This is a genomic window from Hoeflea algicola (genome assembly GCF_026619415.1).
Taxonomy (GTDB): domain Bacteria; phylum Pseudomonadota; class Alphaproteobacteria; order Rhizobiales; family Rhizobiaceae; genus Hoeflea; species Hoeflea algicola.
This window is the reverse complement of record NZ_JAOVZR010000001.1, coordinates 4512358-4530839: the sequence shown is the minus strand read 5'-3', so window position 1 is coordinate 4530839 and position 18482 is coordinate 4512358. Positions and strand designations below refer to the sequence as shown.

The 18482-nt window shown below is 60.4% G+C and carries 16 protein-coding genes; 6 read left to right on the top strand and 10 right to left on the bottom strand.

Features of this window, described 5'->3' with window-relative positions:
• Window positions 1-7 precede the first annotated feature (7 nt).
• The 3 genes from OEG84_RS21965 to OEG84_RS21955 are packed head-to-tail and all read left to right on the top strand — an operon-like array spanning window position 8 to window position 3507.
• Complete coding sequence (locus OEG84_RS21965; RefSeq protein WP_267655732.1) at window positions 8-622, top strand: 2-dehydro-3-deoxy-6-phosphogalactonate aldolase; 615 nt, start codon at window positions 8-10, stop codon at window positions 620-622.
• A gap of 50 nt (window positions 623-672) precedes the next feature.
• Entirely contained in the window at window positions 673-1509 is an 837-nt protein-coding gene (locus OEG84_RS21960; RefSeq protein WP_267655731.1) for an SMP-30/gluconolactonase/LRE family protein, read from the top strand.
• Window positions 1510-1530: 21 nt separating this feature from the next.
• Window positions 1531-3507: a beta-galactosidase gene (locus OEG84_RS21955; protein ID WP_267655729.1), complete on the top strand. Its 1977-nt coding sequence runs from the start codon at window positions 1531-1533 to the stop codon at window positions 3505-3507.
• 145 nt (window positions 3508-3652) lie between these two features.
• On the opposite strand, the gene OEG84_RS21950 is transcribed toward OEG84_RS21955, so the two are convergent.
• The 5 genes from OEG84_RS21950 to OEG84_RS21930 form a co-directional block, all read right to left on the bottom strand.
• Window positions 3653-3967, bottom strand: coding sequence for a HigA family addiction module antitoxin (locus tag OEG84_RS21950; RefSeq protein WP_267655728.1), 315 nt, complete (start codon window positions 3965-3967; stop codon window positions 3653-3655).
• Window positions 3939-4223, bottom strand: coding sequence for a type II toxin-antitoxin system RelE/ParE family toxin (locus tag OEG84_RS21945; protein ID WP_267655727.1), 285 nt, complete (start codon window positions 4221-4223; stop codon window positions 3939-3941). The genes OEG84_RS21950 and OEG84_RS21945 overlap by 29 nt, the downstream gene beginning before the upstream one ends.
• A gap of 73 nt (window positions 4224-4296) precedes the next feature.
• Window positions 4297-6351 (bottom strand): NADH:flavin oxidoreductase, encoded by a 2055-nt coding sequence (locus tag OEG84_RS21940; protein WP_267655726.1) that lies wholly within the window; start codon window positions 6349-6351, stop codon window positions 4297-4299.
• A 62-nt stretch (window positions 6352-6413) separates the two neighbouring features.
• Window positions 6414-6854: a hypothetical protein gene (locus OEG84_RS21935; protein WP_267655725.1), complete on the bottom strand. Its 441-nt coding sequence runs from the start codon at window positions 6852-6854 to the stop codon at window positions 6414-6416.
• Window positions 6855-6881: 27 nt separating this feature from the next.
• Window positions 6882-8453: a trimethylamine methyltransferase family protein gene (locus OEG84_RS21930; protein ID WP_267655724.1), complete on the bottom strand. Its 1572-nt coding sequence runs from the start codon at window positions 8451-8453 to the stop codon at window positions 6882-6884.
• A gap of 87 nt (window positions 8454-8540) precedes the next feature.
• On the opposite strand from OEG84_RS21930, the gene OEG84_RS21925 reads away from it, so the two are divergent.
• Window positions 8541-9467, top strand: a complete 927-nt coding sequence (locus OEG84_RS21925; protein ID WP_267655723.1) for a LysR substrate-binding domain-containing protein — start codon at window positions 8541-8543, stop codon at window positions 9465-9467.
• Between the two features lie 44 nt (window positions 9468-9511).
• Here OEG84_RS21925 and OEG84_RS21920 read toward each other — a convergent pair whose 3' ends face one another.
• The gene (locus OEG84_RS21920; protein WP_267655722.1) at window positions 9512-10879 is read right to left on the bottom strand and encodes a putative bifunctional diguanylate cyclase/phosphodiesterase; all 1368 of its coding nucleotides are present in this window, start codon (window positions 10877-10879) and stop codon (window positions 9512-9514) included.
• A gap of 117 nt (window positions 10880-10996) precedes the next feature.
• Entirely contained in the window at window positions 10997-12745 is a 1749-nt protein-coding gene (locus OEG84_RS21915) for a response regulator (RefSeq protein WP_267655721.1), read from the bottom strand.
• 418 nt (window positions 12746-13163) lie between these two features.
• Here OEG84_RS21915 and mutL point away from each other — a divergent pair, with 418 nt between their 5' ends.
• Both mutL and OEG84_RS21905 read left to right on the top strand, forming a co-directional pair.
• Entirely contained in the window at window positions 13164-15005 is a 1842-nt protein-coding gene (gene mutL / locus OEG84_RS21910) for a DNA mismatch repair endonuclease MutL (RefSeq protein ID WP_267655720.1), read from the top strand.
• Window positions 15006-15102: 97 nt separating this feature from the next.
• Entirely contained in the window at window positions 15103-15330 is a 228-nt protein-coding gene (locus tag OEG84_RS21905; protein ID WP_267655719.1) for a DUF2093 domain-containing protein, read from the top strand.
• Between the two features lie 7 nt (window positions 15331-15337).
• Here OEG84_RS21905 and lpxK read toward each other — a convergent pair whose 3' ends face one another.
• Genes lpxK through OEG84_RS21890 form a run of 3 tightly spaced genes read right to left on the bottom strand, consistent with a single transcriptional unit; the run spans window position 15338 to window position 18470 of the window.
• On the bottom strand, window positions 15338-16366 hold the full coding sequence (gene lpxK, locus OEG84_RS21900) for a tetraacyldisaccharide 4'-kinase (RefSeq protein ID WP_267655718.1): 1029 nt from the start codon (window positions 16364-16366) through the stop codon (window positions 15338-15340).
• Window positions 16360-17703, bottom strand: coding sequence for a lipid IV(A) 3-deoxy-D-manno-octulosonic acid transferase (gene waaA / locus OEG84_RS21895; protein WP_267655717.1), 1344 nt, complete (start codon window positions 17701-17703; stop codon window positions 16360-16362). Before waaA ends, lpxK begins: the two co-directional genes overlap by 7 nt.
• A complete protein-coding gene (locus OEG84_RS21890; protein WP_267655716.1) occupies window positions 17700-18470 on the bottom strand; it encodes a lysophospholipid acyltransferase family protein in 771 nt (256 codons plus the stop codon). The genes waaA and OEG84_RS21890 overlap by 4 nt, the downstream gene beginning before the upstream one ends.
• Window positions 18471-18482: the final 12 nt, after the last annotated feature.

The window sequence follows — 18482 nt, the reverse complement described above, 5'->3', positions numbered from 1 at the left end:
TCCCCCCATGAAACGCAGTCTTGTGGCGATCCTGCGCGGTATCAAGCCTTCCGAGACCATCGAGATCGTTGACGGTCTGATTGACTGCGGGTTTACCGCCATCGAGATTCCGCTGAATTCGCCGGACCCGTTCAACTCGATCGAGATGGCGGCCAAGCGTGCCCCGGCCGATGTGCTGATTGGCGCAGGCACGGTGCTGAAGGTGGCTGATGTCGACCGGCTCCATGACGTCGGCGGCCAATTGATGGTCAGCCCCAATGTCGAGCCCGAGGTAATCCGTCGTGCCGCATCGCGCGGGATGGTGACCATGCCCGGCGTGTTTACGCCAAGCGAAGCGCTTGCCGCCTGCGCTGCCGGTGCTTCGGCGCTGAAATTCTTTCCCGCCAGCGTGCTCGGCCCATCGGGCATCAACGCGATATCGGCGATCCTGCCGAAAGACGTTCCCGTCGGTGCTGTCGGCGGGGTTTCAAACGGCGATTTCGCGGCCTATGCCAAGATCGGCGTCCGCACCTTTGGACTCGGTTCGAGCCTCTACAAGGCCGGCATGGTTGCAAGCGAGGTGCTGCAGCGCGGCGCGGAAGCAATTGCCGCGTATGACGCACTTGCGGAGCAAGGACTGTGAGCAACGACCGCAACGTCTTCAAGGGTTCCGCATTGAACGCACCAGCTTGCATGCTTGGCGAGGGTCCTACCTATGACCAGCACACCGGGACTGCCTGGTGGTTTGATATTCTCGGCCGGAAACTGTTCGAGGCTGATATAGAGACCGGCGTTGTGAAAAGCCATCAGTTGCCACAGATGGCGAGCGTGCTGGCGCGGGTCGACGACGACCGGCAGATCATCGCCACGGAAACCGGGCTGCACCTGCGTCAGGTCAAGACCGGCGCGCTGGAACTGGTCACGCCGATCGAGGCCAATTCGCCCGACACCCGCTCCAATGATGGCCGGGTGCACCCTTGCGGCGCGCTCTGGGTCGGGACCATGGGCATTTCTGCCGAACCTGGCGCCGGGGCGATCTACCATGTCGCGCGCGGCGTCGTGAGCGTGCTGTTTGACAAGATCTCGATCCCCAACGCGATCTGCTTTTCGCCCGATGGCGCGATCGCCTATTTCACCGACACGGCAATCAACAAGCTGATGCGGGTGGACATAGATCCCGAGACTGCGCTGCCTCTTGGAGAGCCACGCGTGTTTTTCGACCATTCGGATGGTGACGGCGGGCTTGATGGCGCCGTGTGCGATGCCGACGGCGTGATCTGGAACGCGCGCTGGGGCGCAGGGTGCGTGGATGCCTATTCGCCCGAGGGAAAACGGATCAAGACGCTGGCGGTACCGGCAACCCAGACCAGTTGCCCGGCCTTTGTCGGCGCCAATGCTGATCGCTTGCTGGTAACCTCAGCACGGGAAGGCATGTCCACCGAGCAGTTGGACAATGACCCGAAAGCCGGGATGACGTTCGTCCTCGACCACCCTGTCAAAGGCCGGTTCGAGCCGGCTTACCTGCTTTAAACAGCTGCCGGAGACCCCATCATGAACCGTTGCCTCGGCGTCTGCTACTACCCTGAACACTGGCCCGAAAACCAATGGGCCGAGGATGCATCGCGGATGGCGGAGCTTGGACTGACCTATGTGCGGATTGGCGAATTTGCCTGGTCACGGCTTGAACCGCAGCGCGGACTTTACGATTTTGACTGGCTGAAACGGGCGATCGACACCCTCCACAATGCAGGACTGAAGGTGGTACTCGGCACGCCGACGGCGACGCCGCCGAAATGGCTGGTGGATGAGATGCCCGACATGCTGCCGGTGGGCGCAGACGGGACGAGGCGCGGGTTCGGCTCGCGCCGGCACTATGATTTTTCCCATGACGGCTATCTTGAGGAATGCAAACGCATCACTCTGGCGCTGGCCAAGGCGTTTGGCGCCCATCCCGGCGTCCTCGCCTGGCAAACCGACAACGAATATGACTGCCACAACACCACGCTGTCCTACTCGCCCGCAGCGCGCGAAGGCTTCCAGGCCTGGCTGCAACGCAAGTACCAGTCGCCCGAGGCTCTCAACCGAGCCTGGGGCAATGTCTTCTGGTCAATGGAAATTGCCGATTTTTCACAAATCGAGCTGCCCAACCTGACCGTGACCGAGGCCAACCCGGCGCATGTGATGGATTTCCGCCGCTACGCCTCGGACATGGTGGTGCGCTTCAACAAGGCGCAGGCCGACATCATCCGCACCTATTCCCCCGGGCGCGACGTGATTCACAATTTCATGGGCCGGACGCTGACTTTCGAACATTTTGCTGTGGGCGCAGATCTGGATATCTCGAGCTGGGATTCCTATCCGCTGGGCTTTCTCGAGGACCGGTCGGACCGTGGCGACGCCTGGAAGCGAAAATTCGCCCGCGCCGGCGACCCCGATTTCCAAGCCTTTCACCATGATCTTTACCGCGCCACTTCAAAAGGCCGCTGGTGGGTGATGGAACAGCAGCCCGGCCCGGTGAACTGGGCGCCGCACAACCCCGCGCCGCGCGATGGCATGGTGCGGCTATGGAGTTGGGAAGCGTTTGCACACGGTGCCGAAACGGTGAGCTATTTCCGCTGGCGCCAGGCGCCATTTGCCCAGGAACAGATGCATGCGGGGCTGTTGCGCCCCGATTCAGTCGAGGCCGAGGGCTTTGCCGAAGCCGCCCAGGTGGCAGCCGAGATCAAAACTCTCAACGCCGAACTAAGCGCGAATGCCGGCAAGGCGGATGTGGCAATCGTGTTTGATTATGCTTCCGCCTGGGCCTGGGAAATCCAGCCGCAAGGCCGCGAGTTCGACTATTTCCGGCTGGTGTTCGACATCTACCGGTCAATGCGCAAGCTCGGCCTGTCGGTTGATTTCGTACCTGCGAGCGCGGCCGATCTCGTGGGCTACAAGTTGGTCTCGATTCCAGGCCTGTTTGCCTGGAATGAGGAACTTGTCGAAGCGATCCGCTGCCATGACGGGGTGGTGCTGATTGGCCCGCGATCGGGATCGAAGACGGCTGATTTCACCATCCCCGAGAACCTGCCGCCATCACTGCCGACGGACATCATCGATGTCACCGTCAGCCGCGTGGAATCGCTGCGTGCGGACATGCCGGTGGCAGCCAGAGAAGGCGGCGGCTTCCAGTTCTGGCGTGAATTCTTGCAACCCGGTCCGGGAACCGAGGTGATCGCGACCACTGAGGACGGCGTGGCCGCTTGGGTTGCCAATGGAACAAGGCATTATCTTGGCGGCTGGCCCGACGAGGATTTGATGGCCCATATCCTCACCCGCCTTGCCGGCCACTCAGGAATTGCCGTCACGACCTTGCCGGACGGGGTAAGGTTGCGCCGCCATGGCGCGCATGTGTTTGCCTTCAACTATGGCAATGACAGTTTTGATCTGGCCTCGATCGGTTGGAATGACACACCGCTGATGGGTGAACTGACGCTGGCGCCATCGGGCGTCGCGGTGATGCCGGCCTCGGGCATCAAGGCAACGTGAACCGGTATCCCGAGCTCGGGAACTTGATCGCTGGCTATTGAATCGGATCAGTTGCCAGCGGCGTGGCTTCTCACCCCGACACGATCCAGTTTTCGTGGCTCTGACGGATACGGACAGTTAGGATGGCGTCATCGGGCACGAACACTTACGCCGCCCTTGGTTTGATCGAGTCCAAATCGCTGCCAATAGCGCGACGACGTTCCATGAGATCGAAGTCGCTCTGCAATCCCAGGAAGAAGCCTTCGGACAGACCGAAATAGCGGGCAAGCCTCAGATCGGTATCAGCGGTCACGGCACGCTTGCCGAGCACTATTTCATTGATCCGCCGCGGCGGAACGCGAACCGCGCGAGCAAGCGCATTCTGGCTCAAATCCATCGGCCTGAGAAAGTCCTCAAGCAAAATTTCACCGGGATGCGGGTTGGGCAACATATCAGTCATGATAGTCAATGATTCGGACATTCCTTGGTCCTCCTTCTTCCCAACGAAAACAAATTCTCCACTGGCTGTTGATCCGTATGCTGTACTGACCCTTGCGCGATCCTTTCAGAGCTTCAAGTCTATTACCTGGCGGAATTCGCAAGTCCTGCAAAACCCGTGCTTGGTTGAGCAGACGGAGCTTCCTCAATGCCACGGACTGGATGTCGGGTGGCAGGTTACGGCTTCTTTTACCCGACCAGATGAGTTCCGTTCGGTCGTCACCAAAGCTTTGGATCATACCGTCACCATAACGCCTCCCGTTACATAACGCAATACGTTACGACGGGAGTCGTTTCGTTCGACGCCCCCCCTCAGATATCCTTCATCAATCTGAGCGCATCATAGATAGCGGCGTGGGTGTTTCTGGCCGCCACCGCGTCACCGATGCGGAACAGTTGGAAGTTTTCAGCCACGTCATCTGCCGGACCACTACCAATTGCTTGCGGCTTGCCGGCGATGAAGGCCTCATAGTCGACTTGGCCGCGGTTTGAAGACAGCGGTTTGAGATCGAAATAGAGTTCATCTAGCGGCAGTGTGCCGTGGTTGATGACGATCTGGTCGAAATGGCGCTGCTTATTCAGCGGCATGTAATCGCTGCCAATCGTCGCCTTGAGGCGGTTACCATCGCGTTCCACCGCGTTGAGACGGTAAGTGACGGTAAAGATCACGTCCTTGTCCTGCAGTGCGCGCATATAGGGCACCAGGTTCATTGCCATCACGTCGGGTGCAAAACTCCGGTCGGGTGTCATGATCTCGACACTGGCGCCAGCCATTGCCGCCACTTCGGCGGCTTGCAGTCCGGCATGATCGCCGGCGTCATCATAGACCAGCACGGACTTGCCGGGTTTGACATCGCCGGAAATCAGGTCCCAGCTCGAGACCACCAGTTCGTTGCCCGCTTCCAGCACCTCGGTATGTGGCAGACCGCCGGTGGCGATGATCACCACATCGGGATTTTCCGCCACCACATCCTGTGCCTCGGCCCAGCTATTGAAGCGAAACTCGACATCGCGGGCAGCGCATTGCGCCATGCGCCATTCGATGATGCCGATCATCTCCTTGCGGCGCTGGTTCTGGGCCGTGAGCAGGACCTGCCCGCCCGGGTGCGGCTGCGCCTCGAACACGGTCACGCGGTGCCCGCGTTCAGCGGCAACGCGCGCCGCCTCGAGCCCTGCCGGCCCGGCACCAACAATCACCACCCGCTTTTTCACATCAGCTGCGGCAATCGTGTGCGGCATTGTCAGTTCGCGGCCGGTGGCAGGGTTGTGGATGCAGAGCGCGTCGCCTGCCTGGTAGATCCGGTCGAGACAATAGGTGGCGCCAACGCAGGGGCGGATGTCTTCCTCCCTGCCCTCGATGATCTTTCTGACCAGATGCGGATCGGCCATATGTGCCCGGGTCATGCCGATCATGTCGAGCTTGCCGCTGGCAATTGCATGCCGCGCGGTGGCAACATCGGGAATGCGGGCGGCGTGAAAAGTAGGCAGCCCGACCTCGGCGCGGATGCGGCCGGCGAAATCAAGATGCGGCGCCGAGCGCATGCCCTGGACCGGGATCACATCGGTCATGGCCGGATCTGTGTGGATCTGGCCGCGGACGACATTGAGAAAATCGACATGGCCCGACGCCTTGAACATATGGCCGATGGCAACGCCCTCTTGCTCGTCGATGCCGCCCTTGGCGGTCTCGTCGGCGGTGTAGCGCACCCCCACCAGCAGCTTGTCACCGACCCGCGCCTTGATTGCGGCAACCACTTCGAGCGCGAAACGGGCGCGGTTTTCAAGCTTGCCACCATAGGGCGCGTCGAGTTGATTGGTCAGCGGCGACATGAACTGATCCATCAGATGGCCGTAGCATTCAAGCTCGATGCCATCGAGGCCGGCTTCTGCCATGCGTTCGGCAGCGTCTGTATAATCAGCAATGATGCGGGCGATGTCCCAGTCTTCCATTTTCTTGGGAAACGCCCGGTGAGCCGGCTCGCGCTGATGACTAGTCGACAGCGCCGGCAACCAGTCGCCCTTGTTCCAGTGGGTTCGGCGGCCCAGATGGGTGAGCTGAATCATCACCGCGCAGCCGTGCTCATGGCACCCGTCGGTAAGTTTTTTAATCCAGCCGACAACTTCATCCTTGTAGGCCAACACATTGTTGAACACCGGCGGACTGTCCTTCGATACCGCCGCCGAGCCAGCCGTCATGGTCATCGCAATGCCGGCTCTGGCGCGCTCGACATGATAGGCGCGATAGCGATCCTTGGGCATGCCATCTTCCGGATAGGCCGGTTCGTGGCTGGTGGTCATGATGCGGTTCTTGAGGGTCAGCTTGCCCAATGTATAGGGCTGCAGCAGCGGGTCGTTGATTTGCACCATCGGTGACGGCTCCTCCGGGTCTGCGCGGGAACGGCGCCAAGCGCCCTCCCGCAAGTCTCAATTCAGTCGCAACTCATGGATGACACGCGCCAGTCATTGGTCAGGGATGCGATATCGCTCACCTGCCATCCGGCGCCGCTGTGTTGAAGGGTCCATTCGATCTCTGTCGCTTGGCCGAAATTGGCAAAATGCGCTGTCACCACCGCTCTCTCGCCCTCAACGGCTTCGTCATATTTGAGCGTTCTGGTGATTTCATCCAGATCAAGATCCTGGGCGTCGATGGAAAAGACAAAACTGATACAGTTGATCTCGTCCCGCTCCCATGCAGCATCGGCGTCATTGAGGAAATCGAGCATCGGTCCCGTAAAACGGGCGCGGTTCTCCGGCAGGTATTCGGCGCCGGGGTCCTGGTAGAAAAACGACACGGCGTCAGTTGCCTCGCCGGCAAGGGCGGGTGCCGTAAACAAGGCAATCATAGACAGACACGCAAAAATTCTGAACATCGAACGGCTCCGGTTGGGACGGCGACGTCAATACCATGCATCCGTCTGCGCCGCCTTGGTGCGTTCAACATACTCGATCAGCGCCTCGTCTGTCGCCTCATCCATTGCCGGGGCCTGATAATCGGCGAGCGTCTGTTTCCAACGCGCATTGGCCCGGGTGGCCGCATCGGTGCGGCCGGCCGCCTCCCATTTCTCATAGGGCTCGTTGTCGGCAATCTGCGAATCCCAAAATACGGTCTGGTAGTTCTCCATGGTGTGGGCGCAACCCAGAAAATGCTTGCCGACGCCCACTTCACGAAAGGCGTCGAGAGCGAGCGAATTGTCATCGACCACCACGCCAGCCAGGTACGAATGCAGCGCGCCGCAGAAATCGGCGTCCATGACGAACTTTTCATAGGACATCGACAACAGCCCATCGAGGAAGCCTGCCGAATGCAGGATGAAGTTGGCCCCGCTATGCACCGCTGAAAGCATCGACATGGTGCCCTCGTTCATTGCCTGCGCGTCGGGCAGTTTCGAATTGGAGAAATTACCGGCACATCGAAGCGGCAGATTGAGCCGGCGGGCCAGTTGGCCGATTACCATCGAGCCGACGGCAGGCTCCGGCGTGCCGAAGGTCGGAGAGCCCGACCGCAGCGACATCGATGAGAGGAAGTTGCCAAAAATCACCGGCGCGCCCTTGCGCTCGAGTTGGGTCAGCGCACATCCCGCCATGGTCTCGGCAAGCGCCTGGGCGATCGCGCCGGCACTGGTCACCGGTCCCATCGCCCCGCCGAGGATGAACGGCACGATGATGGCCGCCTGATTGGCACGCGCATAGGCGCGAAGCGCATTGGTCATGGTACCGTCCCAGACCAGTGGCGAGTTGACGTTGACATTGCCAAGGATCACGCAGTTTTGGTCAACGAAATCGCGGCCGAAAACGATCCGCGCCATTTCGATCGATTCCTTTGCGCGATTTTCGGCGGTCACAGAGCCCATGAAGCAACGGTCCGAATACTTCAGATGCGCATAGACCATGTCGAGATGGCGCTTGTTGACCGGCACATCGACTGGCTCGCAGATGGTGCCGCCGGAATGATGTAGCCAGGGGCTCGACTGCGCCAGCTTGATGAAATTGCGGAAATCCTCGATTGTGCCGTAACGGCGCCCCGTGTCCTGATCCATCACGAAGGGTGATCCGTAAGCCGGAGCGAACACAACGCTTTTGCCACCGATCTCGACGCTGTTGGCAGGATTGCGCGCATGTTGGGTAAAGCTGGCAGGCGCCGATTTGAGGATTTCGCGCAGCATTCCGGGTTCAAACCTGACTAACAACCCGTCGACATTGGCGCCGGCAGCCTTCCAGTGGGAAAGCGCCACATCATCGTCGCGGAACTCGATCCCGACTTCGGCCAGAATCCGATCGGCAGTCGCCTCGATCTTGAGCAGGTTTTCCTCGCCCATCACATCGTAGGTCGGAATATTGCGGATGATGTAGGGGGCTGCGCGATGCGGGGGCGCTGTCCCCTGCCCGGCACGGCGTCCATCGCGGCCACCGCCACGCTCACGTTTTCTTGTTCGTGAAAGTCCCTGCTCGACCGTATCTGCCTGATCCATGTCGCGTTCCTCCCAAGAGAAAAGTCTACGGCGACAAACGGCAGATGTAATGCTGGAAAATTCTTTGCCTTCAGATAAGCTGAACTTATGAGTAACCTTCGCCAACTGTTGCCGTCGGCAGGAAATCTGATTGTCTTCGAGGCCGCCGGACGGCACGCCAGCTTCACCAGGGCGGCACGCGAACTGGGCATGACCCAGGCAGCGGTAAGCTACGCCATCCGCGCGCTGGAGAGCCAGCTTGGCGCAGCGCTATTTCACCGGGTACACAGGGCGGTTTCGCTGACCGAGGCGGGGCGGCGTTTTCATGCCGATGTTTCGTTGGGCCTCAGTCACATCCGCAAATCTGCAGAAGACATCCGTGACCGCGGTCGGGCGGCCAGCGTGACGCTCGCCGCTTCCACGGCTTTCGCCTCGCTGTGGATGCTGCCGCGGCTCCACCGCCTGCGCGACGATCTGCCCGATATTGATCTAAGAATCCAAACCGCCGACCGAGATCTGGACATTCGAACGGAATCAATCGAACTCGGCGTGCGGGGCGGACGACCTGAAGATTGGCCCGATTATGACAGCGCGCTGATCGCGCCCGAAGTGATCGAAGCGGTGGCGAGCGCCGCCTATATCGAGAAACACGGGCGGCCCGAAAGCGTCGAGCACCTCACCCAGCATCGGCTGATCCACCTTGAGGAACCGTTCCGTTCGGCATGCGACTGGCAACAATGGTTCCTCAGTGCCGGCGTCAACGGATCGACTGCAAACCGGGGCCTTGCGATCAACGACTATGTTCTGGTGATCCAGGCGGTGATGGAGGGCCAGGGAATTGCGCTTGGATGGCGCCATCTGACCGAAAGGCTGGTATCAGCGGGACTTTTGCAAACGGTTACCGAACATGCGCTGGAGACTGGTGCTGCGTTTCATGTCATCTGGCCCAAGGCGCGCGCGTTGACACCGCAGACCGCCAAGGTGCTCGACTGGCTGACAAAAGAAGGACGGGTCGCGGCCAGATCGGAGGCCTGATCAACCGCGACCGAACTTTGGCCGCGGCTTGAAGCGACAATCACTCAATGGTTGAGGATGTAGAGCTTTGCTGAATCGGCACTGGCTTTCTGCTGGGCCTCGATCAGAGCGAAGGTGGCGGCGGAATCTACAGCCTTGCCATAGAGCCAGCCCTGACCGGTGCGGCAACCAAGCTCCTTGAGCTTCTCGGCCTGTTCCTCGGTCTCGATACCTTCGGCGATGACCTTGAGATTGAGGCCTTCGCACATCGCCAGAATCGCCCGGACGATGTGTTCGGCTGATTTGTCGATGGTGATTTCGCTGATAAAACTGCGATCAATCTTGACCTTGTTGAAGGCAAATTCGCGCAACCGCCCCAAACTCGACTGACCGGTGCCGAAATCGTCGAGTGAAACCCGAATGCCGATACTGTGGAGTTCATCGACCACCTTGGCGGCAACCTCCGGGTCGCTCATCATCGCCGTTTCGGTGATTTCCAGCTCCAGCCTGCGGGGGTCGAGGCCAACACGGTTGATGATTGCCAGTACGTTGAACGCGGTCGCCGGATCGGTCAGTTGCGCCGAGGACAGGTTGAATGACAAGAACAGGTCCGAAGGCCAGTGCTTGGCGGTTTCGGCAGCCTTTTTCAGCAACGTCTCTGTCAGGGAGTCGATAAAGCCGCGCTCTTCAGCGAGCGGAATGAAAAGACTCGGTGATACGAAGCCCAACTCACCGTCGGTCCAGCGGGCCAGCGCTTCGAAACCCTGGATTGACCGATCCGCCAGATTGACGATCGGCTGGAAATGCACCTCGACCTCATCGGCAATAATTGCACGCCGCAGGGCTTGCTCGACCTGGGTGCCGTGCCGCATTTCCTCAGCAATTTCCTCCGAGTAGACGGTGATCTGACCGCGACCGCGGCGCTTGGAGCGATAGAGTGCGGTATCGGCGCTCTTGAGCAGTTCGGCAAATTGCTCGCCGGCAAAGGGATAGACGGCAAAACCGAATGACGCCGACAAGCGGACGTTGCGATCACCAAGATCGTAAGGCGCCGACAAGACGTCCTTGAACATCCGGCCGATTTTTTCTGCGCCTTTCTTTTCAAACACCAACGGCAGGACAAAGGCGAATTCATCACTTTCGATGCGGGCGACAAAACCGCCATCAGGCAAGCAGGCACGCAATCTGTGCGCGACCTGACACAGGATCTCGTCACCGGCCGCGTGGCCGAACAGATCATTGATCGGCTTAAACCCGTCAATATTGGCTATGCCGATGGTAAACGGCGCCGGGTCATCTGCCCGTTCCGACGCAAGTTTCCGAATTTTATCCATCAGCCGTCGGCGATTGCCCAGACCGGTCAAAGGGTCCGTATAGGCTATCGTTTTCGGGTTTTGAGACAATATGTCTGTGTTTTCATCTTCGGGGGTCATTGATCGCCAGCTGTGCCGCACTTATGAATAGGGGTTCAAAATAGCGACAGATGTCTTAAGAATGTCCTATTATGAGACCCGTGTCTTTCCATGGATACACATCAGGTTCATATATGTTCAGCTCGCCAGTAGCACCGCGGCCGAATCCGCAGACGAGCTCGAAGCCCATTTCGAGATGATCGATTCCAGCTTTTCAGGGCTGACCGGCTTGGAGAGATAATCATCCATTCCGGCGGCAAAGCAACGCTCCCGGTCGCCGCTCATCGCATGGGCGGTCACGGCAATGATGGGAACATGCGAGCGCTCGCTGGAACTTTCTTTTTCGGCGCTGCGGATAGCCTGGGTGGCCTGTAATCCGTTCATCACCGGCATCGAGACATCCATGAGAATCAAATCCGGCGAGCCAGCGCGCCAAGCGGTCACTGCCTCCTGGCCATTACAGACGATGCGAAAATCCGCCCCGATTCCTTCGAGGATCTGCTCAAACACGATCTGATTGACCTCGTTGTCTTCTGCTACGAGCACCCGTATGCGATTTTCTGCCGTGTTTGCAGGAGTGCCGGAAGCGAGAACAGCCATTTCGGGTTTGGTCGATTGTGCCCCCGGGGTTTCCGGCGCTCGTGCAGACGCTGACCGTGCGACGGCGGGCAGCGGCTGCCGGGGTTCGGGGTCAGACGCCTCAAGCACCGGTCCGTTTGCAAGCTGTGCGCATGTTTCCTGTACCCGTCGGCGGTAAATCGCTTGATCTAGCGAGGGGTGACGGTCGAGCCCGGAGGCGCCTTCCATCATCCTCGACATCCCGGTGGTGATTTCGACGCTGTCGAGCACCAGCCCGCTTGCCTGAGCCGCATCGAGAAACGCCACGACTTCGCTAGCCTTGCCAATTGCCACCGCATCTGCGCCGGCGGTTTTCAATGCTGCCACCCTTTGTACGGCGCGATCGGTGTCCTCATCCAGAACCAGAATTCGCTCCCTCTTTGCGGACTGAACCGGAAGGTGTCCCTGAACGATCGCCGGCTCGGCATCATAGTGGGAGGTGACACGGGCTGTGTATCGGGGGCTGGACGCGAATGCACTCACATCGTCGAAGGTCACCGTCACATAATAACTTCCGGGTGTACCAGAGCGACGCGCACGGGTAATGGCATGCATCACCGTGCCGTCTGCCCGAAAGATGTCTTCGGTGGTTTCATAAGGCACGCCGGATTCGAGAACGCCGCGTTCAATTTCCTCGAATTTCGCCGCCATCTCCGGCCCGACAAGTTCCCCCGCCGTTCGACCGAGAACATGCTTGGCATGCAAACCGGGAATACGGCAGAAAGCGTCGTTGACAACGACGTAGCGAAGCGAACAATCCTTGACCATCACCGGCGTGGCCAGGTTGTCAAGAATGTGCTGGGCCAGATCGGACTGGTGTCTTGCCTCGGCAAGTTCCAGATCGCGGCGTTTCTGCTCGGAAACATCGGTGATGGTGGAAATCAGAATGCCATCGGGCATACGCCGCTTGCTCAAGCGCACCCAACGCCCGTCGCTCATCTGCTCGACGCTCTCGTAGCGCTCGCGCCAGTGAATGGCTATGCGTTCGGCAATCCAGTCCTCACGCGTAACATTGCGGGCCCTGCCATTGACCGATCCAAAAACCCGCGCACCGGCATCATACAAAGCGCCGAGTAGATCACGCAGCCTCGCCCCGGGCTCAAGGTGCTCTGGCGGCACGACGAAGAAACGGTTGAATTCGGGGCTGGCGGCGACAACAGTGTCGTGCCTATCAAAGATGATGATGGCGATATCGAGCGCCGACGCAACTGCATCAACAATCCCGGCGTCGGTCGCAGAGCGGCGCATTTCGGAATCACGCAAAGCCATTATTCACCGATCCGATACGCGCCGGAAAGACCGGAACTTGCTTGCCAACTGCCCAATGTGCAGCCTCCTAGGGAACGCAGGTACTTATATTTCGGCGATCCTGTCACAGGAGAGTTAAGCCGTGCTTAACCAAGTCGAACGGTTTTTCTCATTGCCCCATCGGCCAGAATGAGTTCAGGCCCAACCAGGTAATAGATGAGCTTTCAGTGGTTGTTTCTCCATGGACGAAGATGTCGGCGACACCTCGTTTGGCGGTGATGCAGGAGCTCCATGCCATCGCGTTCTCGCGCTCTCCCGCGGCGTCCGGTCAACCTACGAAACAGGCAAATATGCCGCTGCCCCGAGAAAAAGCACCATACTTACCCCCTAGATCCGGCTTGGACATTGCACCACGCCCCGAATCCCTCAACATGGGGGTATGCGCATCCATCAACTTCCCGAAACACTGATCAATCAGATCGCCGCAGGCGAAGTGATCGAACGTCCGGCCAGCGTCATCAAGGAACTGGTCGAGAACGCCATCGACGCCGGCGCGCGAAAGGTCGAGATAGCCACCGCCGGCGGCGGCAAGGCGCTTTTGCGCGTGATCGACGATGGCAGGGGCATGGATGCCGAAGATCTGGGGCTTGCCGTGCGGCGGCACTGCACTTCAAAGATCGACCAGCGGCTCGATGACATCAAGACGCTGGGGTTCCGAGGCGAAGCGCTGCCATCGATCGGATCGGTTGCGCGGCTGACATTGCGGTCGCGGCCCCAAGATGCGGGTCACGCCAACGAGATCACGCTGGCGGGCGGCATTCCCACGCCACTCAAGCCGGCGGCGGCCAATCAGGGCACCACGGTCGAGGTCAGGGACCTGTTTTTTGCAACACCCGCGCGACTGAAATTCCTCAAGAGCGACCGTGCCGAAACCGCGGCCATCACCGAAGTGGTGCGGCGCATCGCCATTGCTTTCCCGGCGGTGAGGTTTACGATTTCGGGTCCGGACCGCTCGACCCTTGACCTGCCCGCGACTGGCGAGGACCGGCTGGCGCGCATCGCCCAGGTGCTCGGCGATGAGTTTGCCGCCAACACCATCGCGCTTGACGCGGCCCGCGAAGACATCACGCTGACTGGCCATATCGGGCTGCCGACCTGGAACAAGGCCAACTCGCTGTCGCAATATGCCTTCGTCAATGGCCGTCCAATTCAGGACAAGCAGATCCTGTCGGCCATACGCGCAGCCTATTCCGACACCTTGCCACGCGGACGCTACCCGGTGGCGGTCCTGTGGATCACCCTCGATCCGGCGCTTGTGGACGTCAATGTTCACCCCGCAAAGGCCGATGTCCGGTTTCGGGACCCGGGCCTGGTCAGGGGACTGATCATCGGCGCCATCCGCCAGGCGCTGACCAATGAGGGCGACCGCGCATCACCGTCTGCGCGTGCCGATCTGGCGCAGGCATTTTCCTCCGCCGCCCCCTTTGCCAAAGCGCCAAACCTTGGTCAGCACGGTTTGGCCGGATTCGGCGGCAGCCCAGCCGGATCAACCTATCGGGGCTGGGTGCCGTCACGATCGCCCTCGCGACCGCTGGGTCAGGCAATGCCCGGTTTCTCTGAAGCAACGCAGGCGGAAATCGGCGACGCATCGGCGCCTTCGGCACGGTTTGAAGAGACCGGCGATGACACGTCTGTGCAAATCCATCCGCTCGGGGCCGCGCGCGCGCAGGTTCACGAGAACTATATCCTTGCCCAGACCCGTGACGGGCTGGTGATTGTCGATCAGCATGCGGCGCATGAGCGACTGGTTTTCGAGCGTCTGAAAACAGCCTTGCGGGCGGGGCCAGTGGCCTCGCAAATCCTGTTGCTGCCGGAAATCATTGATCTTCCCGAAGATGATTGCGACCGCCTGGCCGAGCGTGCCGAAGAACTCGCGAAATTTGGCCTGGTGCTCGAACGATTCGGCCCGGGCGCCATCGCGGTCAGGGAAACGCCTTCGATGCTGGGCGAGACCGATGTCGTCGGCCTGGTGCGCGATCTGGCCGACGAGATTGCCGAGTGGGACAGTGCCAGCGGCTTGCAGGATCGGCTCGAGGCGGTTGCCTCGACCATGGCCTGTCACGGTTCTGTGCGATCGGGCCGGCGGTTGATGCGCGACGAGATGAACGCGTTGCTGCGCGAGATGGAGCGCACGCCGGGGTCGGGCCAGTGCAATCACGGCCGCCCGACCTATATCGAACTCAAGCTCAGTGATATCGAAAAGCTGTTCTCACGCCGCTGAGTGCCGAATTGCCGAGCCGATTGCGTGACGCATTGTTGCATTCCAGCACACGAGGCGGCATAGAACAGCCTTGATTGAAACGGGAGTACACCCCGACATGAACAAATTTGAAGGCGCTGGCGCCCGACCTGCAAAAATCCGCTATCTGGACGGTGATTTCCAGATCCTGATGCCCGGCAGCCACGTCGTCTGCGCGGTCACCGGCGAGTTCATCCCGATCGAGGAGCTGAAATACTGGAGCGTTGCGCGCCAGGAGCCCTATGTGGATGTAAACGCGTCGTTTTTCGCCGACCAGCGCGCAGGCGTTCTACCGACTCAAAGTTAGGGTCTGTTCAGGCGCCGGTCCGTCGGCGCTTGAATGCATCAGTTGCCGCATTGATGATCGCATCGGCGACATGCGGGCTGTCAAACACCAGATCAATCTCCAGCACCGCGCTCTTTTCCATCAGCTCGATCGCCCGGCCATGGCCTGAACGCAAGCGGACATGGTCCTTGGCAGTGGTGATGATGTCGAGGCCGTAGAGTTCGGCTTCTGTCAGCAGATCGGCGATCTCATCCTCGGCAAAATGATGATGATCGGGGAAACCATGCCTGCTGGCGATGCGGACATGGGCTTCTTCAAGAGAGATGAAAAACTTCTCGGGATCGCCGATGGCTGCAAACGCCAGGCAGTTCCGATCCCTAAATTTGGCTGCATTGCGCGGCTCAAGCCTTGCAAGGTGGATCGGCTTGGCGGCACGGGCCGCCATCCGGATCATCGGATCAGCGCCGTTTCCGTCGCCAACGACCACCAGCGCATCGGCATGCCTAACCTGATCGATCACCGGCGCACGCACCGGACCGGCAGGAAACACGCAGCCATTGCCGATGCCGCGCCGGGCATCAACCACCAGCAAGGCCAGGTCGAACACCAGTCTGGCGCTCTGGAAGCCGTCATCCATGATGATGATGTCACAGCCTTCGCGCACGAGCATTTTGGCGCCCGCAACCCGGTCCGGAGAGACAACGGTGGTCGCCTTGGCGGCGAGCAACATCGGCTCGTCGCCAACCAGACGGGCGGTATCCTTGGCTGGATCAACCAGACGTGCATGGCGTATGGCGCCGCCATATCCCCGCGACAAAAATCCGGGCTTCAGGCCACGGGCGATGGCCGCTTTCGCGAGCGTCAGGGCAGTCGGTGTCTTGCCTGATCCGCCAACGGTGAAATTACCGACGCAAATCACCGCCGCATCAACCTGGCTGCGTACCCTTGTGTCCATGATACGGCGCGCGACGCGGCCGTAGACCCAGCCGAATGGCGAGAGCAGCGCGGACTGGACGCCTCGGCGCTGCCACCAGAATGGCGGCGCTTCGCTTACCATTGGCCGCCTTTCCGGTTTTCTCCGTTCTCATTTTCGCGCGGCAGCAACCGAGCCTTGACGGTCAGCGGGTTGATGTAGGGTTCGAGCGCCCGAACGGTGGATTTGAGCGCACCGCGCATATCGTACAACGTCTTCTCGCCACCAGCGGCCATGGCCTGCCGCGCCTGCGGGTTGGTGAGCAGATAATGCACGCCCTTGGCAAGCATTTCGCCATCGCGAACAAACCGGGCGCCACCATTCTTGAGCAGGCGGGCGTAGGATTCACGGAAATTCTCGACATTGCTGCCCGACAATACCGCGCAGCCGAGCATTGCGGGTTCGAGCGGGTTCTGCCCACCACCGCCCTTCAGCGACTTGCCGACAAAGACAATCTCGGTGAGGTTGAGATAGAGCCCCATTTCACCAATGGTGTCGCCGAGATATACATCAGTCTCGGGACCAACGGGCTCACCGCGGGAACGGCGCGCGACCTTGAGGCCGTTTCCGGTCAGCATCGTCTCGATGGCATCGGCGCGGTCGGGGTGGCGTGGCACCAGAATGGTCAGCAGCTTGTGGCGCGGCTTCAGCGCGCGGTGCACGGCAGCGACTATTTCATCTTCGCCTTCATAGGTCGAGATCGCAGCCCAGGTCGGGCGGTTGCCGAGCTGCTCCTGCAGCCGGGCTAGTTCGTCCCCGTCCCAGGGTGGTGCGGTGGTGTCGACCTTGAGATTGCCCGACACAGTGACCGGCCGCGCGCCGAGGCTGAGAAACCGTTCGGCATCCAGATCCGACTGGGCGATGACATGGGAAAGGTTTTCGAACAATGCGTCGGCAAGCCCCGGACGCTTGCTCCAGCGCGCAAACGAGCGGTCCGACAAGCGGCCATTGACCAGCACCTGAGGCGTTCGCCTGGCGCCAAGTTCAAGGATGGTCATCGGCCAGATTTCGGATTCGGCGATGATCGCGAGATCGGGTACCCAGTGGTCGAGGAAACGGGAAACGGCCGGCTTGAGATCGAGTGGCACATATTGGTGGATGACATTGTCACCCAGCCGCTCACGCGCCACCCTCGCCGATGTGACCGTTCCGGTGGTCAGCACAACGGAAATTCCACGCCGCCGAACCTCCTTGATCAACGGCACCACGGCATTGGTTTCACCGACGCTGGCGGCGTGAAACCAGACCAGCGGGCCGTGCGGCCGCTCGATATCGGAGCGGCCATAGCGCTCCTGGCGGCGGGACCGTTCTTCCTTGCCCTTGGCCGCGCGGATCGCCAGATAGGGGCCCAATAACGGGTAGATACCTGCTCCGAACCAACGGTAGCCGACCAGCGCCGCGCGCGCCCAACCGCGGCTCATGCCTGCGCCTCGACAGCCTTCATCACTTCGGTGGTGATACGGTTGAGTTCCGCCGTGACCTGCATCCGGGCCGCGTCAAGCTCCCCCTCGCCGGCGTCGGCTGCGACCCGGATCGGCGGTGCCAGCCGCAGACAGCGGCGACCAAACGGCAGATTGATGGTGGTCTTGTCCCAGGTTTTTTCGAGCACCCGCCGACGGCTGGTAGCGAGCGCCACCGGCACAATCGGGCGGCCGGATATTTTTGCCAGGGTGACAATACCTTTTCCGGCCTGCCGCGCAGCACCCTTTGAAATATCGGCGATCATGACGACGTTGACATCGCGATGCAGCGCGTCGCGCATGGAAAGAAGCGCCTTGACGCCTCCCTTGCGGTTGCCGGCGCCTTGATCGCGGCCGCCGGAACCGCGGATCACCTCGTAGCCGGCCCGCTGGATAATCCGTGCGTTGATCTCCGCGTCGACGCTACGCGATACGAGGGACACAAATTTCCGATCCTTGGGCGCTGCATAGGGCATCAGGATGTGCTGACCGTGCCACAACGCAAAGATAACCGGCCACTCCCCCTCCAGCAAGCTCTGCCAGTCGGTGGACGTGCCAGTGTCGCGGTTGGAACGCCAGATCGAATTCAGCGACCAGCCGATCAATGCTGATCCCGCACTCTGAACCAGCTCGGACTGCAACAGCCTCTTGCCCAGACGACGCCTGTCAATCAGGTCGCGGAGTTGTTTGGGCCTTGGTGCCGCCGTCTCGGCGTCCGGTTTGTTCATTGTGCGTTTCGC